The sequence below is a fragment of the Rhodobacter capsulatus genome (genome assembly GCF_052363185.1).
Lineage (GTDB): Bacteria > Pseudomonadota > Alphaproteobacteria > Rhodobacterales > Rhodobacteraceae > Rhodobacter > Rhodobacter capsulatus_E.
On sequence record NZ_CP198955.1, the window covers coordinates 434,092 to 457,828 of the forward strand.

20 protein-coding genes and 1 pseudogene are annotated in these 23,737 nt (G+C 66.8%); 11 read left to right on the forward strand and 10 right to left on the reverse strand.

From position 1 onward, the window contains the following. The first annotated feature begins 198 nt into the window (after positions 1 to 198). Together panB and panC are read left to right on the forward strand one after the other, a co-directional pair. Positions 199 to 1,023: a 3-methyl-2-oxobutanoate hydroxymethyltransferase gene (panB, locus tag ACTTAG_RS02255; protein WP_444463987.1), complete on the forward strand. Its 825-nt coding sequence runs from the start codon at positions 199 to 201 to the stop codon at positions 1,021 to 1,023. Further along, a complete protein-coding gene (panC, locus tag ACTTAG_RS02260; RefSeq protein ID WP_444463988.1) occupies positions 1,020 to 1,859 on the forward strand; it encodes a pantoate--beta-alanine ligase in 840 nt (279 codons plus the stop codon). The genes panB and panC overlap by 4 nt, the downstream gene beginning before the upstream one ends. Before the next feature lie 104 nt (positions 1,860 to 1,963). On the opposite strand, the gene ACTTAG_RS02265 is transcribed toward panC, so the two are convergent. After that, positions 1,964 to 2,215: a hypothetical protein gene (locus ACTTAG_RS02265; RefSeq protein WP_444463989.1), complete on the reverse strand. Its 252-nt coding sequence runs from the start codon at positions 2,213 to 2,215 to the stop codon at positions 1,964 to 1,966. 126 nt (positions 2,216 to 2,341) lie between these two features. On the opposite strand from ACTTAG_RS02265, the gene ACTTAG_RS02270 reads away from it, so the two are divergent. From ACTTAG_RS02270 to ACTTAG_RS02280, 3 genes are all read left to right on the forward strand, one after another. Next, a complete protein-coding gene (locus tag ACTTAG_RS02270) occupies positions 2,342 to 3,094 on the forward strand; it encodes a M48 family metallopeptidase (protein ID WP_444463990.1) in 753 nt (250 codons plus the stop codon). A 145-nt stretch (positions 3,095 to 3,239) separates the two neighbouring features. Next, positions 3,240 to 3,557: a DUF6455 family protein gene (locus ACTTAG_RS02275; RefSeq protein WP_444463991.1), complete on the forward strand. Its 318-nt coding sequence runs from the start codon at positions 3,240 to 3,242 to the stop codon at positions 3,555 to 3,557. Then, positions 3,557 to 3,817: a DUF6455 family protein gene (locus ACTTAG_RS02280; protein ID WP_444463992.1), complete on the forward strand. Its 261-nt coding sequence runs from the start codon at positions 3,557 to 3,559 to the stop codon at positions 3,815 to 3,817. Before ACTTAG_RS02275 ends, ACTTAG_RS02280 begins: the two co-directional genes overlap by 1 nt. 30 nt (positions 3,818 to 3,847) lie before the next feature. Here the strand turns inward: ACTTAG_RS02280 and ptsP are convergent. Both ptsP and ACTTAG_RS02290 read right to left on the reverse strand, forming a co-directional pair. After that, positions 3,848 to 6,090: pseudogene (gene ptsP / locus ACTTAG_RS02285) on the reverse strand (phosphoenolpyruvate--protein phosphotransferase). A gap of 41 nt (positions 6,091 to 6,131) precedes the next feature. Further along, positions 6,132 to 7,391, reverse strand: a complete 1,260-nt coding sequence (locus tag ACTTAG_RS02290; RefSeq protein ID WP_444463993.1) for an aspartate kinase — start codon at positions 7,389 to 7,391, stop codon at positions 6,132 to 6,134. A gap of 177 nt (positions 7,392 to 7,568) precedes the next feature. On the opposite strand from ACTTAG_RS02290, the gene ACTTAG_RS02295 reads away from it, so the two are divergent. Next, the gene (locus ACTTAG_RS02295) at positions 7,569 to 9,077 is read left to right on the forward strand and encodes a pyruvate kinase (protein ID WP_444463994.1); all 1,509 of its coding nucleotides are present in this window, start codon (positions 7,569 to 7,571) and stop codon (positions 9,075 to 9,077) included. A 36-nt stretch (positions 9,078 to 9,113) separates the two neighbouring features. On the opposite strand, the gene hpbA is transcribed toward ACTTAG_RS02295, so the two are convergent. Next, positions 9,114 to 11,150: an N-methyl-L-proline N-demethylase HpbA gene (hpbA, locus tag ACTTAG_RS02300; RefSeq protein ID WP_444463995.1), complete on the reverse strand. Its 2,037-nt coding sequence runs from the start codon at positions 11,148 to 11,150 to the stop codon at positions 9,114 to 9,116. A gap of 115 nt (positions 11,151 to 11,265) precedes the next feature. Here hpbA and ACTTAG_RS02305 point away from each other — a divergent pair, with 115 nt between their 5' ends. Beyond that, positions 11,266 to 11,898: a TetR/AcrR family transcriptional regulator gene (locus ACTTAG_RS02305; RefSeq protein WP_444463996.1), complete on the forward strand. Its 633-nt coding sequence runs from the start codon at positions 11,266 to 11,268 to the stop codon at positions 11,896 to 11,898. A gap of 25 nt (positions 11,899 to 11,923) precedes the next feature. Here the strand turns inward: ACTTAG_RS02305 and ACTTAG_RS02310 are convergent, their stop codons facing one another. Continuing rightward, positions 11,924 to 14,992: an efflux RND transporter permease subunit gene (locus tag ACTTAG_RS02310; protein WP_444463997.1), complete on the reverse strand. Its 3,069-nt coding sequence runs from the start codon at positions 14,990 to 14,992 to the stop codon at positions 11,924 to 11,926. Between the two features lie 10 nt (positions 14,993 to 15,002). Beyond that, complete coding sequence (locus ACTTAG_RS02315) at positions 15,003 to 16,115, reverse strand: efflux RND transporter periplasmic adaptor subunit (protein WP_444463998.1); 1,113 nt, start codon at positions 16,113 to 16,115, stop codon at positions 15,003 to 15,005. A 288-nt stretch (positions 16,116 to 16,403) separates the two neighbouring features. On the opposite strand from ACTTAG_RS02315, the gene ACTTAG_RS02320 reads away from it, so the two are divergent. The 3 genes from ACTTAG_RS02320 to ACTTAG_RS02330 all read left to right on the forward strand — a co-directional run bounded on the left by ACTTAG_RS02320 (position 16,404) and on the right by ACTTAG_RS02330 (position 17,705). Further along, entirely contained in the window at positions 16,404 to 16,766 is a 363-nt protein-coding gene (locus ACTTAG_RS02320; protein WP_444463999.1) for a hypothetical protein, read from the forward strand. Positions 16,767 to 16,898: 132 nt separating this feature from the next. After that, positions 16,899 to 17,081: a CTP synthetase gene (locus ACTTAG_RS02325; protein WP_444464000.1), complete on the forward strand. Its 183-nt coding sequence runs from the start codon at positions 16,899 to 16,901 to the stop codon at positions 17,079 to 17,081. A 135-nt stretch (positions 17,082 to 17,216) separates the two neighbouring features. Further along, positions 17,217 to 17,705: a cytochrome b gene (locus ACTTAG_RS02330; RefSeq protein ID WP_444464001.1), complete on the forward strand. Its 489-nt coding sequence runs from the start codon at positions 17,217 to 17,219 to the stop codon at positions 17,703 to 17,705. 2 nt (positions 17,706 to 17,707) lie between these two features. On the opposite strand, the gene ACTTAG_RS02335 is transcribed toward ACTTAG_RS02330, so the two are convergent. Further along, entirely contained in the window at positions 17,708 to 18,490 is a 783-nt protein-coding gene (locus tag ACTTAG_RS02335; protein WP_444464002.1) for an alpha/beta fold hydrolase, read from the reverse strand. Positions 18,491 to 18,572: 82 nt separating this feature from the next. Beyond that, positions 18,573 to 19,865 carry a serine hydroxymethyltransferase gene (gene glyA, locus ACTTAG_RS02340; RefSeq protein ID WP_444464003.1) on the reverse strand — a complete coding sequence of 431 codons (1,293 nt, stop codon included), beginning with the start codon at positions 19,863 to 19,865 and terminating at the stop codon, positions 18,573 to 18,575. 182 nt (positions 19,866 to 20,047) lie between these two features. Between glyA and ACTTAG_RS02345 the strand changes: the two genes are divergently transcribed. Continuing rightward, positions 20,048 to 20,809: an NAD kinase gene (locus ACTTAG_RS02345; RefSeq protein ID WP_444464004.1), complete on the forward strand. Its 762-nt coding sequence runs from the start codon at positions 20,048 to 20,050 to the stop codon at positions 20,807 to 20,809. On the opposite strand, the gene ACTTAG_RS02350 is transcribed toward ACTTAG_RS02345, so the two are convergent. Beyond that, complete coding sequence (locus ACTTAG_RS02350; protein WP_444464005.1) at positions 20,806 to 22,170, reverse strand: sigma-54-dependent transcriptional regulator; 1,365 nt, start codon at positions 22,168 to 22,170, stop codon at positions 20,806 to 20,808. The two genes, ACTTAG_RS02345 and ACTTAG_RS02350, sit on opposite strands and share 4 nt — an antisense overlap. Continuing rightward, a complete protein-coding gene (locus ACTTAG_RS02355; protein WP_444464006.1) occupies positions 22,167 to 23,699 on the reverse strand; it encodes a hybrid sensor histidine kinase/response regulator in 1,533 nt (510 codons plus the stop codon). The genes ACTTAG_RS02350 and ACTTAG_RS02355 overlap by 4 nt, the downstream gene beginning before the upstream one ends. Between the last annotated feature and the right edge of the window lie 38 nt (positions 23,700 to 23,737).

Here is a 23,737-nt window from a genome sequence, read left to right on the forward strand (position 1 = left end):
CAGGGGGCGACACCCGACCCCGGCGCGCCCGTGCTGCGGCGGCCGGGGCTCCGCCCCGGACCCCGGGATATTTGCACCAAGGTGAAACGGGCAGGCAGGCCCGGTTGGCGGCCTCGGCCGATGCTGCGTCGCGGCGTTGTCACTTTGCATTTACGGAAGGGAACGGGTAGGAAGCGTCCGAGGAAGAGGGAGGTGACCATGAGTGCGACCGCAAGCCTGAAACGGCTGATGCCTTCGGATATTCTGGCGCTGAAGGGCCAGGCGCCGGTGGTGGTGCTGACCGCCTATACGACGCCCGTCGCGCGGCTGGCCGATCCGGCCTGTGACGTGCTGCTGGTCGGCGATTCGGTGGGGATGGTGCTGCATGGCCTGCCCTCGACCCTGGGCGTGACGCTGGAGATGATGATCCTGCACGGCCGGGCGGTGATGCGCGGATCGGAGCGGGCGCTGGTGGTCATCGACATGCCCTTTGGCAGCTACGAGGAAGGGCCGGAGCAGGCCTTCCGCAATGCGGCGCGGCTGATGGCGGAAACCGGCGCCGGGGCGGTGAAGCTGGAAGGCGGCGTGCATATGGCCGAGACGATCGCCTTTCTGGTCGCCCGCGGCATTCCGGTGATGGCGCATATCGGCCTCACGCCGCAATCGGTGAACACGCTGGGCGGCTACAAGGTGCAGGGCCGCGGCGCGGGACGCGACCGGCTGAAGGCCGATGCGCTGGCGGTGACCGAGGCGGGGGCGTTTTCGGTGGTGCTGGAAAAGGTGCCCGCGGCACTGGCGGGCGAGATTTCGGCGATGATCGCGATTCCGACGATCGGCATCGGCGCCGGGGTCGATTGCGACGGTCAGGTGCTGGTGATCGACGACATGCTGGGCCTCTTCACCGATTTCCGGCCGAAATTCGTCAAACGCTACGCAGAGCTGGGCCAAACCGCCGCCGAGGCGGTCGCCGCCTATGCCAGCGAGGTCCGCGCGCGGACCTTCCCCACGCCGGACCATTCCTTTTTCGACGAGGTGAAGAAATGACGCAAGTGATCCGCACCTCGGACGAGCTGCGCGAGAAGGTGGCGACCTGGAAGCGCTCGGGGATGCTGGTCGGTGTCGTGCCGACAATGGGGGCGCTGCATGACGGCCACATGTCCCTGGTGCGCGAGGCCCGCAAGCAATCCGACCGGGTGATCGTGACGATCTTCGTCAACCCGATGCAGTTCAACAACAAGGACGATCTGGAGAAATACCCCCGCGACGAGGATCACGATCTGGCGCTGCTCGATGCCGAGGGGGTGGATGTGCTCTTCGCGCCGGGCGTGCAGGAGGTCTATCCGGATGGTTTCGCCACGGTGGTTTCGGTCTCGGGCGTGTCGGAACCGCTGGAAGGCGCCTTCCGCCCCGGCCATTTCGAGGGCGTGGCCACGGTGGTGACGAAGCTTTTCGGCATGACCCAGGCGGGCCGCGCCTTCTTTGGCGAGAAGGACTGGCAGCAGGTGCAGGTGGTCAAGCGGATGGTCGAGGATCTGAACGTGCCGATCCGCATCATCCCCTGCCCGACGATCCGCGAGGAGGACGGGCTGGCGATGTCGTCGCGCAATGTGCGGCTGAGCCCGGAGCAGCGCGCGCTGGCGCCGCGGCTTCATGCGGAGATGCAAAGGGCGGCGGCGGCGATCCGCGCGGGCGCCCCGGTGGCCGCGACGCTCGACGCGGCGAAGGCCGCGATCAGCGCGGCGGGTTTCGGCGCCTGGGATTACCTCGATCTGCGCAGCGCCGAGGGGCTGCGGCCGATGACCGAGCTTTCCGAACCGGCGCGGATGCTGGCCGCCGTCTATCTGGGCGATGTGCGGCTGATCGACAATATCGCCGTGTGACAAAGGCCGGGGGCGCTGCCCCCCGACCCCCGGCGTATTTGCACCAAGAAAAAGACCATGGCTTTTCCTGGTCCAAATACGCCCTTGCGCGGGCGGGGACGGGCTCAGGCCTTTGTTCTGGATTGCAACCGATAGACGCCTTCGGGCAGGTCGAGCGCGGCCGCCAGTTCGCGCAGCTGCGCATGCGAAAAGACCACCCGCATCACCGTTTCCGTGGTGTCGTCCATCTGCTCGACCACCACGCATTCCTCGAAGGACTGGATGGTGATGTCTTCCTGCAGATAGTCGCGCGGATCGTCGCCCTCGTCGACGAGGGTGATCACGGTGGCGTCGAATTCGTGCTCGATGGTGAACATGCGATCATGCTAGCGCGGGCGGCGGCGCGGGAAAAGGGCAAACATTTCGGTGATCGGGCCGAAGGCGATTGCGCCCGGACGCCGCCCCGCTAGTATCGGCGCATGCCCGTTCTGGTCCCGCGATCCATGCTGCGTTCCCTGTCTGTCCTGCTTGCCCTGCCGCTGCTGCTGGCCGCCTGCGAGGCCCCGCAACCGGGGAGGGGCGGCGCGTCTTTGCCGCGCCCCAAGGCGCCGGTGGTGACGGTCGAGGCCGGTCCCGATGCGCATACGGCGGCGGTGAATTTCCTGGCGGTGGCGCGGGACATGGAACCGCGGATCGAAACCGAATGTCTGGCCCGGACCCGGGGGCGGATGAATTGCGACTATCAGGTGATGGTCGACGAGGGCCGCGACCCGCAGCCGAATGCGTTTCAGACCCTGGATGACCGGGGCCGCCCGATCGTCGCCTTCAACCTGGCGCTGATCGCCGAGGCGCGCAACCGTGACGAGCTGGCCTTTGTCATGGGGCACGAGGCGGCGCATTACATTCTGGGCCATCTGGAGCAGAAAAGCTCGGATGCCTCCAAGGGCGCGCTGATTCTGGGGGCCCTGGCGGCGGCCCCGGGGGCGGATGCCGATGGCGTGGCCCAGGCGCGCGATTTCGGCGCGGAAATGGGCGCGCGGGCCTATTCGAAGGATTACGAACTGCAGGCCGACGCGCTGGGCACGGTGATTGCCTGGAACGCGGGCTATGACCCGGAACGCGGCGCGCTGTTCTTTACCCGGCTGCCCGATCCGGGGCACAGCTTCCTGGGCACCCATCCGGCAAATGGCGAGCGCATCGCGGTGGTGCACCGGGTCGTCACCGCGCTGCGCCGGGGCACGTTCCGCGGGTTTTGACCCCGGGCGGCGCCCAAAGGGCGGGCATCTCCTCCCGCACGCGCGGGAACACCGGCAGCCTCGCGCAAAGATTGATCTGAATCATGGCAATGCGACGCCCGCAGCGGATGCTTGATGCGACCCTGCCCGGAACAAGGAAGTGCCCATGCTCGGACGCAAGACCCTCAATCGGCATGCCGCCCTGATGAACCGCATGGCGCAGGCCCTTGGCGTCAATCTCACCGAGATGATGCTGCAGGGCAAGCTGGGCGGCGAGGACTGGCGCGAGGCGGTGGTGCGCTGTGCCGGATGTGCCGAGCCGACCGAATGCCTGCACTGGCTTTCGGCGCGGGACGACGACTCCGGTCGGGCCCGGCAGGCGGCAGAGGCGCCGGACTATTGCGCCAACCGCGAGATGATGGCCCGCCTGCGCGCGGCCTTGACGACGGAACAGGTTCTTGCAGATGCCGAAGGAGGCAAGTGATGGGCATTCAGGGCAATATTGATCTCTATTTCTGGATCGCCCGTGGCATGGCGCGGCGGATGGGGGTGAACCTGACCGATGCGATGCATGACGGTCTGCTGACGCAGGCGGATTTCGCGCAGATGATCAACATGTGCCGGTCCTGCGCCGGGTCGGACGGCTGCCTGACCTTCCTGTCGGAACCGTCCGAAGAGCGCGGCTCGGCGCCGGACTGGTGCGGCAATGGCAATGTGCTGCGCGAATTGAGCGGGATGTGCTGAGCCCGGCAGGCGATCCCGCCGCCGGATCGCCTATTGGCTGGCCAGATAGGCCGTCACCGCCGGGCGCACGGATTGCGCGCCGCCGTTGCGGGCCGCGTCGATCACCGCTTTCAGCTCGGTCAGATCGGCGCGGCGCAAAAAGATGCTTGACCGGCCCGATCGAGGCCGGGCGCATCGAGAGCGTGCGGATGCCCAGCGCGGCAAAGGTCAGCGCCTCGATCGGGCGGCCCGCATCCTCGCCGCAAAAGCTGAGCGCGGTGTCATTGGCGACGCAGCGCGCGATGATCTTTTTCGATGAAGCGCAGGAAGCTGGTGTCCAGCGTGTCATAGCGCCGCCGCACCCGTTCGTTTTCGCGGTCGGCGGCAAAGAAGAACTGCTTCAGGTCGTTGCCGCCGATCGAGATGAAATCGCAGCCGGCAAAGAAACTGTCGGGCGCAAAGGCGAGCGAGGGCGTCTCCAGCATCGCCCCCACCCGCAGATCCGAGGGCACAGGCCGGCCAAGCGTCGCCTCGCGGTCGATTTCGCGCAGAAGCGTGGCTTTCGCCGCGTTGAATTCGTCGGGCGTGGCGACAAAGGGGAACATGACCGACAAGGGCCGCCCCTCTGACGCGCGGATCAGCGCCTGCAGCTGCATCCGCAGCACGCCGGGCTTGTCCAAGCCCAGCCGGATCGCCCGCCAGCCCATTGCCGGGTTCGGTTCCTCCTGCGGCTTCATGTAGGGCAGAACCTTGTCCGAGCCGATGTCGAGGGTGCGGAACTGCACCTTCGCCCCCTGCGCCGCGTCGATCACCCGCTTGTAAAGCGCCGCCAATTCCCCCCGCCGCGGCACGCGCGAGCGGATCAGGAATTGCAATTCGGTCCGGAACAGCCCGACGCCATCGGCGCCCGAACCGCGCAGCGAGGGCAGATCGGCCATCAGCCCGGCGTTCATCATCAGGCTGACGCGGTTGCCCGCCCGGTCCACCGCGGGCTGGTTGCGCAGATCGGCGTAGCGTTTCTGCGCCTCGGCCTGCATCGCGATCTTGTCGCGAAAGGCGGCGGCCACGCTTTCCTCGGGGCGCAGGTGCACGATGCCCTGATCGCCATCGACCAGAATCGCATCGCCGTTCAGCGCCTCGTTGGTGAGGCGCGCCGCATGGATCACCAGCGGAATCGCCAGCGCCCGGGCGACGATGGCGGCATGCGAGCCGACCGAGCCTTCCTCCAGCACCACACCCTTCAGCTTGCGGCCGTAATCCAGCAACTCGGCCGGGCCGATGTTGCGCGCCACCAGCACCGGGTTTTCCGGCAGTTCGGCGCCGGTGTCCTTGCCCTGCCCGGTCAAAAGCCGCAACAGCCGGTTCGACAGGTCGTCCAGATCATGCAGCCGTTCGCGCAGGTAAGCATCGGTGGATTGCTCCAGCCGCGCCCGCGCCGTCGATTGTTCCTTTTCCACCGCGGCTTCGGCGGACAGGCCAAGGTCGATGTCCTCGCTCATCCGGCGGACCCAGCCGCGCGAATGGGCCAGCATCTTGTAGGCTTCCAGAACCTGCCGCTGTTCCTTGTCCATGCTGGCCGAGCCGATCAGCATGTCGTCGATCTGCGCCTGCAGCGTCGAGACCGCCTCGTCCAGCCGGGCCTTTTCCGCATCGGGATCATCGCCGACCGGGTTCGTCACCACCACGCGCGGCTCGTGCAGCCAGACCCGGCCCTCGGCCGCGCCCTCCTGACCGGTCGAGCCGCGGAACATCACGGGGAAGCGATGCGCCGCGCCGATGCCGCCCTGATCGCCGGTAAAGGCGCCCAGTTCGGTCATTTCCGCCAGCACCATCGCGACGACTTCCAGCCCGTAGACCTCGTCGTCGGAGAAAAGCCGCGCCTCGCGCGATTGCACGACCAGAACCCCCAGCTTCTCGCCGACGCGCTGGATCGGCACGCCAAGGAAGCTGGAATAGATCTCTTCGCCGGTTTCCGGCATGTAGCGGAAACCGGGCTCGGCGGGGGCATTGGCGGTATTCGCGGGCTGGCCGGTGCGGGCAACGCGGCCCACCAGACCCTCGCCCAGCCGCATCCGGGTCTTGTGCACGGCCTCGGGGTTCAGCCCCTCGGTCGCGCAAAGCTCCAGCGTTTCGGGATCGCGGAACAGATAGATCGAGCAGACCTGCGTGCGCATCGAATGGGCGATCAGATGGGTGATCCGGTCCAGCCGGTCCTGTCCGTCGCCGGGGGTGGCCAAAGTATCGCGCAACCGGCGCAACAGCGTGCGGCTGTCACTTTCGCTGCGATCCACCATGGCCTAGACGCCCCCGTTTCCCAGAGGCCTGATCCTTCGGGTCAGGCCTTCTCCAACTCGAACGCATCATGGAGGGCCTGCACGGCCAGTTCCATATATTTCCGATCAATCAGCACGGAAATCTTGATCTCCGAGGTCGAGATCACCTTGATGTTGATGTTTTCCGCGGCAAGCGCCTCGAAGGTGCGCGCGGCGACGCCCACTTGCGACCGCATGCCGATGCCGACGACCGAGACCTTGGCGACATCGGTGTCGATGATCAGCTCGTCATATTTGATCTTGCCCGCGGTCCTGGCATCTTCCAGCGCCTTTTGCGCCCGGGCCACCTGATTGATCGGGCAGGAAAAGGTCATGTCGGTGACGGCGCCCGGGTGGTTGTCGTCATAATCCTTTTCCGAGATGTTCTGCACGATCATGTCCACGTTCACGCCGGCTTCGGACAGCGGCCCGAAGATCGCCTGCGCGACGCCGGGGCGGTCTTCGATGGTGAAGAGGGTGATCTTGGCCTCGTCGCGCGAATAGGCGACCCCCGAGACGACTTTCGATTCCATGATTTCATCCTCCCCGCAGACAAGGGTTCCTGAAGTTTCGTCGGTTTCCTCGAAGGAGGACAGCACCCGCAGCCGCACGCCAAAGCGCATCGCCAGTTCCACCGACCGCGTTTGCAGCACCTTGGCGCCAAGGCTGGCGAGTTCCAGCATTTCCTCGAAGGCGATCTTGTCAAGCTTGCGCGCCTTCGAGCTGATCCGCGGATCGGTGGTGTAAACCCCATCCACATCGGTGTAGATGTCGCAGCGTTCCGCGTCGAAAGCGGCGGCAAAGGCCACCGCCGTCGTGTCGGACCCGCCACGGCCCAGCGTGGTGATGCGGTTTTCCGCCGACAGGCCCTGGAAGCCCGCGACGACCGCGACCTTCATGCCTTCGGCGAATTTCGTGTCGATATTCTCGCGCGGGATCGACTTGAACCGGGCCGAGCCATGCGCCGAGGTGGTGTTGATCGGCACCTGCCAGCCCTGCCAGCTGCGCGCCGGGATGCCCATTTCCTGCAGCCGCAGGGCCATCAGACCGGCGGTGACGTTTTCGCCGCTGGCCACCACGGCATCATATTCGCGGGCGTCATACAGGGGCGAGGTGCCCTCGACCCAGCCGACCAGCTCGTTCGTCTTGCCCGACATCGCCGAGACGATCACGATGACATCGTAGCCACGGTCGACCTCGCGCTTGACCTTCGTCGCCGCATTCGCGATGCGGTCGAGATCCGCCACCGAGGTGCCGCCGAATTTCATCACGAGAAGCGGCATCTTCCCCCCCAATTCTGGTCCGGACCCTGCGCCCGGCGTCGCGCTTCTGCTATCGGAAGGGGGCGAAGCTTGCAAGGGTTTGCCTGCGGCCAAACGCCCGCGGGCCTGTCATGGCCGCGTCATTCCCCTGTCATGCGCGCCGGGCAGACTTGCGACCGAACAGGGCAGGAGGATGTGATGAGTCTCGATGAGGTTGAATACCGCGAAAGGCGGGCGCAGGCGCGCGGATTGCAACGCGCGCTGGAGGCTTTGCGCGACGATCTGGTGCGGCGCTCGGATGCGACGATGGAGGGCTGGGAGGGGCTGGTGCGGCGCCCGGAATTCCTGCCCTCGGCGCGCAATCTGGCCGATTATCTGGCGCTGCGGCGCGGCGATCTGGTGCCGTTTCAGGCGCCCTTGGCCTCGCTTGGCCTCTCGTCGCTTGGCCGGGCCGAGGCGCATGTCCGCCCCTCGATCGACGCGGTTCTGGCGTCCCTTGCGATGATCGGCGGCGAAGGCGTGGCAAGCTATCCTACCGTTGAAACCTTTGCCGCGGGCCCGGCGCGTCTGGCCGCCCGGCGTGATGCGCTGTTTGGGGCCCGGCGCGAGGCGCCGCGCTCGCGCGTGATGGTGACGCTGCCGACCGAGGCCGCGGTGAACCCCGATCTGGTCGGCGCGCTGATTGCCGCCGGGGCGGATTGCATGCGGATCAACTGCGCGCATGACAACCCCGATGTCTGGGCGGCGATGATCGGTCAGGTCCGCCATGCGGCGATGAAGGCCGGGCGGCGGGTGCCGGTGCAGATGGACATCGAAGGCCCGAAGCTGCGGGTCGAGGCTTTGTCGGAAAGCGTCGAGGAGACCGGGCGTCTGTTCGAGGGCGACCGGTTCGAAGTGGTCGAGACGCTGGCCCATGACGCCGATCTGCCGCAGGTGCGGCTTTCGCATCCGGCGCTGATGGAGGCGATGGCCGAGGGCGGCGCGATCTGGATCAACGATGGCAAGCTGCGGGCGAAGATCCTCAAGGTGCGGCCGGGCAAAGTGCTGGCCGAGGTGACCTCGACCCCGTCGAAAGGGGCGAAGATCAAGGTCGAAAAGGGGGTGAACCTGCCCGGCGTCGATCTGCGCGTGCCCGCGCTGACCGAGACCGATCTGGGGCATCTCGATTTCGTGCTGGGTCACGCCGACATTCTGGGCTTTTCCTTCGTGCAGACGGGGGGCGATCTGCGCGCGCTCTTTGCCGAGCTTGACGCCCGGTCCGATGGCGGCACCGCGCGCGACTGGCCGGCGCTGATGCTGAAGATCGAGACGCCGCTTGCGCTGCGCAACCTGCCCGCGCTGATCGTCGAGGCCGGTGGGCGGGTGCCGGTGGGCGTGATGATCGCGCGCGGCGATCTGGCGGTGGAAATCGGTTTTGAACGGCTGAGCGAGATTCAGGAAGAAGTCCTGTGGCTCTGCGAGGCGGCCGAGGTTCCGGTGGTCTGGGCAACGCAGGTGCTGGAAGGCATGGTCAAGGAGGGTCAGGCCAGCCGGGCCGAGATGACGGACGCCGCGATGAGCCAGCGCGCCGAATGCGTGATGCTAAACAAGGGCCCACATCTGGTGCAGGCGGTGACCTTCCTCCGCGATGTGTTGATGCGGATGGACCGGCACACGTCGAAGAAATCGCCCCGGCTGGGGGCGCTGGGGCTCTGGCACGACCTTTGAGGGGACGGCCTGCCGGGCAGGCAGGCCGCGCCCGGCTCACACGTCCTTCATCAGCCGCAGCGCATCATAGATCGCCGCATGGGTGTTGCGCGCGGCCACCGCATCGCCGATCCGCACCAGCCGGAACCGGCCTTCTGCGTTCGCCACCACGGTCTGCGGCTGGCCCGTCGCCAGGGCCTCGTAATCGACACGGCCCAGGTTCGACGAGAGCGGCTTCAGCGCGAAATAAAGGTCATCAAGCGGCCTTGTGCCGTGGTTCACCACCACCTGATCGACCTCGCGCAGCCGCGTCACCGGGCCGTAATCGCTGCCCAGAACCGCCTGCAGCCGGTTGCCCGCGCGGGCGACCGAGACCAGCCGCCAGGTCACGGTGAAGGTCGTGTCCCGCCCTTGCAGCGCGCGCATGTAGGGCACAAGGTTCATCGCCATCACCTCGGGCGCAAAGGCGCGGTCGGGGGTGACGATCTCGACCTTCGCGCCGCTGGCCGAGATCAGATCCGCCGCCATCAGCCCGGCATGATCGCCCGCATCGTCAAAGATCAGCACCTCGCGGCCGGGCTTCACCGCACCGGAAAGAATGTCCCAGGTGGACACCACCAGATCATTGCCCGCCGACAAGACCTCGGTATGCGGCAGGCCGCCCGTGGCGATCACCACCTCCTCGGGGTTGGTCGCCAGCACATCCGCCACCTCGGCGAAGCTGTTGAAATGAAACGTCACGCCGTGCTTGAGGCATTGCTGATAGCGCCAGTCGGTGATCGCCGCCATCTCGCGCCGCCGCGGGTCGAGTGCGGTCAGCCGCACCTGCCCGCCGGGCTGATCGGCGGCCTCGAAAACGGTGACTTCATGGCCGCGTTCCGCCGCGACGCGCGCGGCCTCAAGCCCACCCGGACCGGCGCCGACGATGGTGACCCGCTTTTTCGTCAAGGCAGGCGTGATCACCTGCGGCTCGGTCAATTCGCGCCCCGTCGCCGGGTTGTGCAGACACAAAGCCATGCCGCCCTGATAGATCCGGTCAAGGCAATAATTCGCGCCGACACAGGGGCGAATGTCGTCTTCCTTGCCCGCGATCAGCTTCGCCACCAGATGCGGATCGGCCAGATGCGCCCGGGTCATGCCGACCATGTCGAGCTTGCCCGACGCGATCGCATGCCGCGCCGTCGCGATATCGGGGATCTTTGCGGCGTGGAAGGTCGGGAACCCGGTCGCGGCCCGGATCTCGCCCGCGAAATCCAGATGCGGGGCGTTGCGCATCCCTTGAATCGGAATGAGGTCCGTCAGCCCCGGATCGGTGTCGATATGGCCGCGCACGACGTTCAGGAAATCAACGAGCCCCGAGTCACGCAGGGTTTTCGACAGCGTGATCCCCTCGGCCTTGTCCATGCCGCCGGGCAGGCCCTGATCGCCGGTATAGCGCAGCCCGACGATGAAATCCGGCCCGCAGCGGCTTCGGATCGCGCCCAGAACCTCCATCGTGAAGCGCAGCCGGTTTTCCAAGCTGCCGCCATAGGGGGCGTCGAGATCATTCGTCAGCGGCGACCAGAATTGTTCCAGCAGATGGCCGTAAGCCTCCAGCTCGATGCCATCGACGCCCGCGGCCTTCATCCGCTCGGCGGCATCGGCGAAATCGCCCTTGATCCGGTCCAGATCCCAATCTTCGGCCCGCTTCGGAAAGGCCCGATGCGCCGCCTCGCGCTCGTGGCTCGGCGCCACCACCGGCAGCCAGTCTGCCTTGTCCCAGCGGGTGCGACGGCCAAGGTGGCTGAGCTGGATCATCACCGCCGCGCCGTGATCGTGGCATTCATCGACCAGCTGGCGCATCCAGCCCACCACCTCGTCCTTCCAGGCCAGGATGTTGTTGAAGACCGGCGGGCTGTCGCGCGAAATCGAGGCCGAGCCCGCCGTCATCGTCAGCGCCACCCCGGCCCGCGCGCGTTCGACATGGTAGGCGCGGTAGCGGTCCTTTGGCATGCCGTCCTCGGCATAGGCGGGCTCATGCGCGGTGATCAGGATGCGGTTGCGAAGCGTCAGGTGGCGCAGCTGGTAAGGCTGCAAAAGCGGGTCGTTCGACATCGGGGCCTCCGGGGTTCCTGACCGCAGGATTTGCGAATTGTGCACATATGTCAAGTTTGCATTCACCCATGAACATTTTCTTGAGCCCGGCCGCGGTCCGGGCTAGGGTCGATTGATGACAGAGACAAAGGACAGCGGTTGGCGCGGCTCGCGCGAAGGGTGGCTGGAGGCCGCCTGCGAGGCCTTGATCGCGGGCGGGGTCGAGGCGGTGAAGATCTTGGCCCTGGCGAAGAAACTGGGCCTGTCGCGGACCTCGTTTTACTGGTTTTTCACCGACCGCGAGGATCTGCTGGCCGCGTTGCGGGCCCGCTGGCGGGACGTCACGACCGAAGTTCTGCTTTCTGCGACAACGGCTTATGCCGAGACCGAGACCGAGGCGATGCTGAACCTGCTCGCCTGTTTCCTGTCGGGCCGCTTCGATGCGCGCTTTGAATTCGCGTTGCGCAGCTGGGGTTTTGCCGATCCCGCGGTGGCGGCCGAATTGCACGCGGCCGATGCCGAGCGGCTGGCGGCGCTTTCGGCGCTGTTGCGGCGCTGGGGGCATGCGCCCGACGATGCCGATGTGCGGGCGCGGACGATCTATCTGGTGCAGATCGGCTATATCTCGATGCAGACGCGCGAAAGCCTGGACACAAGGCTGGCGCGGATCGCGCATTATGTCGAGGTTTACACCGGCAAGCCGCCGACGGCGGCGGAACTGGCCCGGTTCGAGGCCGGGCTGCGCGCGATGCCGGGATCTGGCGGGTAAGCCGCGCCGGGAAGGCGGGCGGGGATCACCCCGCCGCCAGCCGTTTCGCCTCGGCCGCCTTCATCGCCGCATCCGAGGGCGCGATGAAGGTGTAGAACATCGGCACGACGAACAGCGTGAACATCGTCCCGATCAACAGGCCCGAGAACATCACGATCCCCATCGCCTGCCGCGCCGCCGCCCCCGCGCCATCGGCGATCACGAGCGGCACCACCGCCAGCGCCATCGCCGCCGTCGTCATCAGGATCGGCCGCAACCGGGTTTTCGCCGCCACCACGATCGCCTCGGTCCGGCCCAGCCCGTGGCTCTCGCGTTGCTGGTTGGCGAATTCGACCATCAGGATGCCGTGCTTGGTGATCAGCCCGATCAGCGTGATCAGCCCGACCTGGCTATAGATGTTCAGTGTGCCAAGCCCCAGGTTCAGCGGCAGCACCGCGCCGAAGATCGTCAGCGGAACCGACATCAGGATGATGAAGGGATCGCGGAAGCTCTCGAACTGCGCGGCCAGCACCAGATAGATCACCAGCACGGCCGCGGCAAAGGCGATCATCAGCGTGTTGCCCTGGGTCTGTTCCAGCCGTGACTGGCCGGAATAATCGAGGAAGAAGCCCTCGGGCATCACCTCGTTCGCGATCTGGATGATCGCCGCCAGACCGTCGCCCGAGGATTGCCCGGGGATCGGCAGCGCCGAAATCGTCGCCGAATTGAGCTGGTTGAACTGCTCCACCTTCGCCGCCATCGAGCCGGTGTCGATCCGCACCACGGAAGACAGCGGCACCATCTCGCCGCTGGCCGCGCGGACGAAATAGCGGCCCAGATCTTCGGGATTGCCACGGAATTCCTTGGGCACCTGCAAGATGATGTCGTAGCTGTTGGAATCGCGGTCGAATTGCGCCACCGCGCCGCCGCCGACCAGAAGGCCCAGCGTCGCCCCGATGTCCGAGACCGGCACGTTCAGCGCCGCCGCCCGGTCGCGGTCGATGGTCACGCGGATTTCGGGCGCGTCGAAGCTCAGCGAATTCTGCACGAAGATGAACTTGTGCGTGGCCTGCGCCCTTTGGCGGATTTCCTCGGCCACTTCGGCGACGCGGTCCGGCCCGTAGATCGACTGCACCACCACGGAGATCGGCAGCCCGCCCCCGGCGCCGGGCAGGGTGGGGGGGGCAAAGGCGAAGCCCTCCATGCCGGTCGAGCTGTCGATCGCCTTCTGGATGTCCTTTTGCACCTCTTCCTGAGAGCGGTCGCGGTCCGCCCATTTGTCCAGCGCCCAGATATAGATCCCCATGCTGTCCGAGCCGCCGAAACCGGCGATCGAAAAGGCGGTGCGGACCTCGGAGATGTCCTTGGTGGCCTGCCCCAGCTGGTCGATGTAATGCGCGGTGTAATCGGCCGTCGCATAGCGCGGCGCCTGCACCATGGCGATCACCGCGCCCTGATCCTCGTCGGGGGCGAGTTCGGTCGCGGTGCGCTGGAACATGAAGCCCATCGTGCCGACCAGCACCACCACGACCAGCAGCGTCACCGGCCGGTAATGCAGCGACCCCGCGACGCGGCGTTCGTAAAAGGCGGCGAAGCGGTCGAAGGTGCGGTCGACGAAGGCGGCAAAGCCGGTCGCGTGCCCCTCTTTCAGGATGCGCCCGGCCATCATCGGCGTGATCGTCAGCGCGATCACCCCCGACAGGATCACCGAGCCCGCCAGGGTGAAGGCGAATTCGCGGAACAGTGCACCCGTGACGCCGCCGGTAAAGGCCAAAGGCGACAGCACCGCGGCCAGCGTGATCGTCATCGCGACGACGGCGCCGGTGATTTCCTTCATCCCCTGCACGGCGGCGGGGATCGGTTTCATCCCCTCCTCCATGTGGCGGTGGATGTTCTCGACCACGACGATGGCATCGTCGACCACCAGCCCGATCGCCAGCACCATGGCGAGCAGCGTCAGCAGGTTGATCGAATAGCCCAGCGCCAGCAGCACCGCCATCACCCCCACCAGCGAGAGCGGAATGGTGACGATCGGCATCGCCACCGACCGGATCGAGCCAAGGAAGAGCAGGATCACCACGACGACGATGGCGACGGCCTCGGCGATGGTCTTGAACACCTCGGTGATCGAGGCCGAAATCTGCTCGGTCGTGTCATAGACCAGTTCGATCGTCATCCCCTCGGGCAGGGTGTCGGCGATCTTCGGCAGTTCCGCCCGCACCGCGGCGGCGGTGTCGAGCGGGTTGGCCGAAGGCGTCTGCGACAGGCCGATAAAGGTCCCCCGCGCGCCGTTGAAGGTGACGATCTCGCCGCTGTCATCCGAGGCAAGCTCCACCTTCGCCACGTCGCGCAGCCGCACCACCGCGTCGCCCTCGGCCCGGATCGGCAGGGCGCCGAAGGCCTCGGGGGTCTGCAGCGTCGATTTCAGCGTGATCGACTGCGTCACATATTCGTTTTCGGTCTTGCCCGGCGCGGCCAGATAGTTCGAGGCCCGGATCGCCGCCAGCACTTCCGAGGCCGTCACCCCGCGCGCGGCCAGCTTCATCGGGTCAAGCCAGACCCGCATCGCGTAGTTCGCCGCGCCGATCACCTCGATTTCCGCCACGCCCGGAATCGTCGACATTCGCGGCCGCACCACCCGTTCCAGATATTCGGTCAGCTGTTCCGTCGTCATGTTCGGGTTCAGCGCCGCCAGATACATCAGCGCGAAGGTCTGGCCGGTGCCCTTGACGATCACCGGATCCTCGGCCTCCGAGGGCAGCTGCCCGCGCACCTGCTGCACCTTCGACAGAACCTCGGTCAGGGCGGTGTCGGGGTCGGCCCCCAGCTTCATGTTGACCGAAACCTGCGACACCGAGGGCATCGAGCTCGAGGTCACATAGTCGATGTTTTCCGTGGTGGCGACCGCGGCCGAGATCGGCGCGGTGATGAAGCCCTGGATCAGCTCGGGGGCGGCGCCGGGATAGGTGGTGGTGATGGTGACGACGGTCTCGTCCACCTTCGGATATTGCCGCACCGGCAGGCTCATGAAGGCCTGAAAGCCCAGAAGCAGCATGAAGGCGCCCAGCACCATCGACAGGACGGGGCGACGGATGAAGAGTTCGGAAAAATGCATCCCGCGGCCCTCAGTTCCCGCCCGCCGAGGGCAGGGCTTGCGACGTGTCAAGGGTGACCAGCGCGCCCGAGGACAGCTTGTTCTGCCCCGCGTTCACCACCTGATCGCCCGGCTCAAGACCGGTGCGGATCTCGACCTTGTCGTCGAAATGCCGCCCCACCTTGATGAAGACCTGCCGCGCCCGCAGCTCTTCCGTCTCGGCACCCTCGGGTTTTTCCTTGCGCACGACAAAGACGCTGTCGCCGTAAAGGCTGGACGAAACGACGGTTTGCGGCAGCGCGATCACGTCCTTTTCGACCGGCAGCGCCACGCGCACCCGCAGGAACTGGCCGGGCGTCAGCTTTTCGCCCTCGTTCGGCACATCTGCGCGCAACGTCACCAGCCGCGAATTCGGGTCGATCTTCGGTTCGATGCCGGTGATCTTGCCCACGGCCGAGACATCGCCCACTTCCGAGGTGACGGTGACCGCCATTCCGGGCGTGACCAGCGCGGCATCGCTTTCGGTCAGGGTGAAATCGACCCGCATCCCCGAGCGGTCCTGCAGCGTCGCATAGGTCGTGCCCGCGGCGACGTAAGAGCCGACCTCGATCTTCGGAATCCCGATCGTGCCCGCAAAGGGCGCGGTCAGCTGCTTGGTCGACAGCGTCGCTTCCAGTTTCGCCACGGTGGCGCGGGCCTCGATCGCTGCGGCTTCCGCCTCGTCCAGTGCCGAGGTCGCCGAAACGCCCTTCAGCCGCAATTCCTTGGCGCGGGCCAGCGCGGTTTCCGCCAGCGTCAGCGCCGCCCGCGCGGCCTCCAGATCGGCGCGTTCCTGCCGGTCGTCGATCTGCACCAGCGCCTGACCCTTTTCGACGCGGTCATTCGCGGTGAAGCGGATTTCGCGCACGATGCCCGCGGCTTCGGTGGCCAGATCGGTGCCCCGCACGGCGGCGGCGGTGCCGATGGCCTCAAGCCCGGGCTGCCAGTCGGCCGCCGTCACCTCGGTCACCGAAACCGCGACCGGCGGGGCCTTCATGTTGGCGAAGATGCCGGCGATCATCTTTCCGACGAACAGGTTGTAGCCGATGATGCCCCCGGCCACGATGACAAGGGCGACGATGGCGATGAGCAGGCGTTTGATCATGGGCGGCTCCGCAGGCGCGACGTGGGATGGCGCGACGAAAGCCACGCCAACCCCGCCCGGGCAGCGGCCGGAGCGGGGTCGTTTTCAGCGCTCAAGATGTGGTGCGCAGGGCCGAAAGACAAGCCGCCCGATCCTTGCATTTCCGCACAGTTGCAGCGCGGCCCCGGTTCGCGGCCCGCGGCGCGGAAACTGCGTGCCAGCCGTGCCGAATCTGCTGCCCCAACGGGTGACATTAACCAATGCTTAACCATGACCGGAGATGCTGGGCCAAGCCGAAAGGAGGCTGCGATGCAGGCCGATCCGATTGCCCCCGCCCCGTTCCTGTCAACGCCGGTGCTGTTCGTTCTGGTGCTGGCGGTGCTGCTCTCGGCCTGCGGGGTCTCGCCCGCGCCGCCGTTCTTCGGGGCCACCCGGCATGATGTCACGCTGCAGGGCTATCGCTTCGCCGTTCTGGTGAAAGGCGAAAACGCCGAGGTGATCCGGCTGGGCTATCTGACGCGCGCCCAGCGCCGGGCGGTGCCGGGGCTGATGATCGTGGCGGCGGAACAGGCCTCGGGCTGCAAGGTCACCGGGCCCGCGGTGGGGATCTACCGCTCGCCCTCGCTGCCGGGCGACACTGGCGAGGCGCGGTTTGCGCTGAAATGCCCCTGACCGAGAGGGTGGACTGCGGCGTTGCGCCGACCCGGGCGCAGCGTCCACGGCGCCGGACATGACCCAGATCAAGGCCGGATCACCTGCAAACATATCTTCCTTTGCATGAAACGCGCTGCACCGGAGGAACTCATGACCCGCCTTTTCGGCATCATCTATGCGCTTGTCGGCCCGACCGTGGCTGGCGTCCTCATCGTCGTGGCGCTGACCATGAACATGTATGACATGAAAACCATGATCTATGCCGCCGTCATCGGCTTTGTCGCGGCCCTTCCCGTCGCCTGGATCGTGGCGGCGAAGATCAACGACGCGTGATCCCGGAGAGATCGGGCGTGGCGCGGGGTTGGGAAGGCACCGCGCCTGCGCTGATCTATCCGCTTGCGGGGCAGGATGGGCTGTGCAAGCCTTTCCTGCCCCGTTTCATTTCCGGAAACCCGCCAGGAGGTCCCCATGCCCGTTTCCCAAGGATACACCCGCACCCAGATCCTGCTGCACTGGGCGGTTGCCGTGCTGATCATTCCGCAATTCCTGCTGGGCGAGAACATCGCCGAGGCTTTCGGCAAATGGATGTCGAGCGAGCCCACCCCCTTCAACCCGGCCGTGGTCTTTCACGTCATGACCGGCATGACGATCTGCGCGCTGGTGATCTGGCGTCTGGTGCTGCGCCTGCGCCACGGCGCCCCTGCGGCGCTTGATTCCGGCAGCCCGGTGATGAACAAGGTCGCCTCGGGCGTGCAGCACATGATGTATCTGGTGCTGATCCTGATGGTGGTCAGCGGCGGCACCGCCTGGTTCGGCCTGATCGGCCCGGCGGCGGGCGTGCACAATGTGCTGAAGCTCGTGCTGCTGCTGTTGATCCTGATCCATGTCGCCGGTGCGGTGAAGGGTCAGTTCATGCTGAAGAATGGCATCATCCGCCGGATGATGAAGGCCGAATAAGCCTATCGGCTCAGGAAGCTTTCCACGGCGGCTTCCACCTCGCGCGGGCGCTCGGCATGCAGCCAGTGGCCCGCGCCCTGTATGGCTTGCAGATCCGCCTGCGGGAACAGCGCGCGGATCTTTGCGTGGCTTTTCGGCCGGACATAGGTCGAGGCCGCGCCATAGAGGAACAGCGCAGGGCCGGGGAAGGGTTTTGCCCCCGCAGGCAGCGGCTCGGGCCAGTCGAGGATCGCGGGCAGGTTCGCAGCCAGCGCCGTCAGGTTGAACTTCCAGCGCACCGGCCCGTCGCGCAATTCCAGCGATTGCAGCAGGAAAGCCCGGGTGCCGGGGTCTTGCACCGTCTCGGCCAGACGCTTGTCGGCCTCGGCGCGCGTCATCAGATCGTCAAGCTTCATCGCCTGCATCGCCGCGATCAGCCCGCCATGCGCGGCGCCGTGGCCATAAGGCACCGGGGCCATGTCGGCCACCACCAGCCGTTCGACCAGACCGGGACGGGTCAGCGCAAGCATCATCGCCGCCTTGCCGCCCATCGAATGGCCCATCACGTCGCAGGCGCGGCCCTGCGCCTCGATCACCGCGGCCAGATCGGCGGCCAGATCGGGGTAGGTGTGACGGTCGTCCCAGAAACTGTCGCCGTGATTGCGCAGATCCAGCGCCAGCACCTTCCGCCCGGCGGACAGCCGCTTGGCGATCACGCCCCAGTTCCGGCCCGAGCCGAACAGACCCGGGGCAATCAAGAGCGGCGGCAGGGCGGTGTCGGGGCCATGGGCGATGAAACTCAGCATGGGCCCGATCTAGCGCGCGCGCCGCCCCCGGACAATGAAAAAGGCCCCCGAACCCGGGGGCCTTTCCGATCTGGTGAACCGCTCAGAGCGCCGGATAAAGCGGGAAGCGCGCACAAAGCGCCGAGACTTCCGCCCGCACTTCGGCCTCAATGGCGTCATTGCCCTCTTCGCCATTGGCGGCCAACCCGTCGACGACCTTGATGATCATCCGGGCGATCTGGCGGAATTCTTCTTCCTTGAAGCCGCGGGTGGTGCCCGCGGGCGTGCCCAGACGGATGCCCGAGGTCACGGTCGGCTTTTCCGGGTCGAAGGGGATGCCGTTCTTGTTGCAGGTGATATGGGCGCGGCCCAAGGCCTTGTCGGTGGCGTTGCCCTTCACCCCTTTCGGGCGCAGGTCAACGAGCATCACATGCGTATCGGTGCCGCCGGTGACGATGTCGAGACCGCCCTTCATCAGCTCATCGGCCAGCGCCTGCGCGTTGGAGATGACCTGCTGCGCATAGACCTTGAACTCGGGGCGCAGCGCCTCGCCAAAGGCCACGGCCTTGGCGGCGATCACATGCATCAGCGGCCCGCCCTGAATGCCCGGGAAGATCGCCGAATTGACCTTTTTCGCGATGTCTTCGTTGTTGGTCAGGATCATGCCACCGCGCGGACCGCGCAGCGTCTTGTGCGTGGTGGTCGTCGCCACATCGGCATAGGGGAAGGGCGAGGGATGCGCACCGCCCGCCACCAGACCGGCAAAGTGGGCCATGTCCACCATCAGATACGCGCCGACACTGTCGGCGATTTCGCGGAATTTCGCGAAATCGATCTGCCGCGGAATCGCCGAACCGCCTGCGATGATCAGCTTCGGATTGTGCTCTTTCGCCAGACGGGCGACCTCGTCGTAGTCGATCCGGCAGTCTTGCTGACGCACGCCATATTGCACGGCGTTGAACCATTTGCCCGACTGGTTCGGCGCCGCGCCATGGGTCAGGTGCCCGCCCGAGGCAAGGTTCATCCCCAGGATGGTGTCACCCGGCTTCAGCAGCGCGTTGAACACGCCCTGGTTCGCCTGGCTGCCCGAGTTCGGCTGCACGTTGGCAAAGGAGCAGCCGAACAGCTCGCAGGCCCGCGAAATCGCCAGATCTTCGGCGACATCGACGAACTGGCAGCCGCCATAGTAGCGCTTGCCCGAATAGCCCTCGGCATATTTGTTCGTCATCACCGAGCCCTGCGCTTCCATCACTGCGGCAGAGACGATGTTTTCCGAAGCGATCAGCTCGATCTCGTCGCGCTGGCGGCCAAGTTCGCCACGGATGGCGGCGAAAAGCGCGGGGTCACGGCTGGAAAGGGTCTCGGTAAAGAACCCGGCGTCGCGTTGATCGGTCATGGGCAACTCCAAAGGCAAAGGTCGTCGCCCGTTTATCGCAGAATTCCCCGCCCCGAAAGCGCCCAAAGCGACAAACGGGCATTTTGGCGCGTCACCTGCGGCGGGCGCAAGCCGGGGTGGCCGGAAACGGGCTTGTCATTCCGGCCCCGGCTTGTCACACCAAGGGGAACCGGAGGCAGGCCGTGAACCGACCCAGCAAGATCCATTTCGCGGCCTCGCAGGCCGACAGCGCCCAGGAGGCGCTGGAAGATCTGGTCGCCCGTTACGGTCAGGCGCCGCTGGTTGCGGCCGATGTGATCGTGGCCTTGGGCGGCGACGGCATGATGCTGCAATGCCTTCATGCCGGATCGGGGCTGCCGGTCTATGGAATGAACCGCGGCTCGGTCGGTTTCCTGATGAACGATTACCGCGTCTTCGACCTGCCCGACCGGCTGGCCGCGGCGGAAGAGGCGCTGATCAACCCTCTGGCGATGCGGGCGAAGACCGCCGACGGCGTGATCCGGGAAGAACTGGCGATCAACGAGGTCTCGCTGCTGCGTGCCGGTCCGCAGGCGGCGAAGCTGCGGATTTCGGTCAATGGCCGGGTACGGATGGAGGAGCTGATCTCGGACGGGGCCATCGTCTCGACGCCCGCCGGATCGACCGCCTACAATTATTCCGCGCATGGGCCGATCCTGCCCATCGGCTCGGATGTTCTGGCGCTGACCGCGATTGCGCCGTTTCGGCCGCGGCGCTGGCAGGGCGCGATCCTGCCCAACTCGGCCACGGTGCGCTTTGACGTGCTGGAACCCGACAAGCGCCCGGTGATGGCCGATGCCGACAGCCGCTCGGTGAAGCCCGTCCTGTGGGTCGAGATCCGGTCGGAACCGACGATCACCCACCGCATCCTGTTCGATCCCGGTCACGGGCTGGAAGAACGGCTGATGCGGGAACAATTCGCCTAATCAGCCCGCCAGCCCTCCAGCTTGCGGTAAAGCGTCGAGGCGGCGACGCCCAGATCGGCGGCGGCTTTTTGCACCGCGCCCTCATGGCGGGCCAGCGCCGTCTCGATGGCCGCGCGTTCGACCTCGGCCAGCGTCAGCCCCGAAAGATCCGGCGCCGCCTCCCCCCGCCGAGCGGTGACGGGGCGCATCTCGGCCTGCAGCATCGCGGCGGTCAGGTCCTCGCCCTCGTGCAGCACCGTCACCGCACGCAGCAGATTGGACAGTTCCCGCACGTTGCCGGGCCAGGGATGACCGCGCAGGACCGCCATCGCCTCGGCGGAAATCCGGGTGAAGCTGCGCCCCTCGATCGCGGCGAACCGGGCAAGGAAGGTTTCGGCCAGCGGCTGGATATCCTCGATACGGGCGCGCAGCGGCGGCATCTGCAGCCCCACGACCTGCAGCCGGAAGAACAGATCCTCGCGCAGGCGGCCCGCCCGCACCGCCTCGGCCAGCGGCAGGGTCGAGGCGGAAATGATGCGCAGATTGACCCGCCGCGCCGCTTCCGCGCCCAAGGGATGCACAAGCCCGCTTTGCAGGAACCGCAAGAGCCGCGGTTGCAGCGTCGGGTGCAACTCGCCCACCTCGTCCAGAAACAGCGTGCCGCCATCGGCCAGTTCCGCCGCGCCAAGCCGGTCGGAGACCGCGCCGACAAAAGCGCCGCGGCGATGGCCGAAGACCTCGGATTCAAGCCGGTCGGGGGGGATCGCGCCGCAATCAAGGGTGATGAAAGGCCCGCCCGCCCGCGCCGAAAGCCGGTGGATCGCCAGCGCCGCCAGTTCCTTGCCGGTGCCGCTTTCGCCGCTGATGCAGACCGGCGCCATCGAGCGGGCGGCGGCGCGGATCCGGTCATAGACCGCGCGCATCGGCGCGGACTGGCCGATGAAATCGGGCAGCGGCGCGCAGGCCGCGTCGGAATGCGGCGGATGGGCAAGGCTTGCCGCGCGCCGCGCCGCCTCGACCGCCTCCATCAGCCGCGATTCCGTGACCGGCTTGACCAGATAATCCAGCGCGCCGCGCCGGATCGCGCTGACGGTGCGGTCGGTCGAGCGTTCCGCCGCCACCACCACCACCGAAGTTCCGGGCCGCATCTGCAGCAGATCGACCAGCAGGTCGAGCCCGTCGCGGTCGGGCAGCATCAGATCGAGCAGCACCACCGAAACCGGATGCACCCGGAACATTTCCAGCCCCTCGGCCGCGGTCCCCGCCGAGACGGTCCGGTAGCCCGCCCGGCGCAGATGCGATTCATAGATCGTCCGCATCGAGGCGGTGTCTTCGACCAGCAGGATGTCGGGGGCATCGCGCGCGGGCAGGGGCAGGGTCATCTGTCTTGCGCCTCGAAGCGCCGCTGCCGCCGCCCGGCAAAGGCGATCAGCCGGTCGATCTGCGTCAGCACGGAACGGCCGATCAGCTGCATGGCCAGGATATCCTCGCGCCGGGCGCAGGCGCAAAGCTCTTCGGCCAGTTCCTGCAGCCGCACCGCGCCGACCGCGCCCGCCACCGACAGGAGCACATGGCTGTCCGCCCGCACGATGGCCAGATTGGGCTCCGACAGGCCCGCCACCAGACCGCGTTCGACCCGGCTCAGATCGGCGATCAGCCGGTGCAGCAGTTCCTGTGCCGCGCCGGGACCGGCGACGCCCAGAAGCCCCTCGAACACGGTCTCATCGACGACGGGCGGGCAGGGACGACGGGCGGGGTCCGCGGGATCGGCGCTGTGCCGCTCCAGCGCCTGGCGGATCGCCTCGGCCAAGGGTTCGATCGCCGTCATCGGCTTCGAGACGATCGCATCCGCCCCGGCGGCGATGATCGCCTCGCGGTGGGCGCGCAGCACATAGGCGGTGCAGACCACGACCGGAATCGCATGATGCCGCCCGCCGCTGGCGCGCAGCGTGCGGATCAGGTCGATGCCCGACAGCCGCGGCATCTCGGCATCGACCACGGCCAGATCGTAGCTGCCGTTGTCGAGCATTTCCAGCGCCTCGACCCCGTCGGCGGCACTGTCGCAGCGCGCCCCCATCGCCGAGAGCATATGCCCCAGAACCGCCTGATTGAGGGCGCTGTCCTCGGCCACCAGCACGGTCATCCGGCTCAGGTCGGGCAGGGGGGTCTCGATGGCGATCTCGGGCGGCCGCAGCCCGTCGAGCGGCAGCGACAGCGCCACGCAGGCCCCCCCCTCGGGGCGGTTCGACAGCTCGATCCGGCCGTCCAGCCGTCGCGCCATGTCGCGCGAGATGTAAAGGCCGAGCCCGTTGCCCGCCTTGCCCGGCACCGCCCCGCGCGAGCCTTGCCGGAACAGCCGCGCCCGCAGCTTCGGATCGAAGCCCGGCCCGTCATCCAGAACCGAAAAATGCAGCCGCGCATCGGCCTCGACCGTCAGCGACAGCCGCACCGTGCCCCGGTCGGTGTATTTCAGCGCATTGGAGAGCATGTTCGACAGCACCCGTTCCAGCGCGATCCGGTCAAGCCGCACCAGCACCGGCACATCGGGGGCCATGGCGACGTGAAAGCCGAGCCCCTTTTCCTGCGCCCGCCCGGTCCAGCGCATTTCCAGATCGTACAGCAGCCGCGCCAGTTGCACGGTCTGGCGCAGCGGCCCCACCGTCTGGTCGGTGACGATCTCGAAGCCCTCTTCGATCAGCCGGGCCATGTCCTCGCCCGCCGCGCGCATGCGTTCGAACTGCATCCGCATCGCGGGGCTCAGCTCTTCGTCGGCCAGCAGGTGAAGCCCGCCCAGAATGTCGGAGACAGCCGCCCTCAGGTCATGTCCAAGGAGCATGATCCGTGCAATCTGGGCCTTGTTGTCGGACGGTTCGCCATGGGCGTCGTCTTCGGGGGGAACAATTTCATTCATGACTTTACCTTGCCGGAACATCTTCCAGCCCGGCGTTT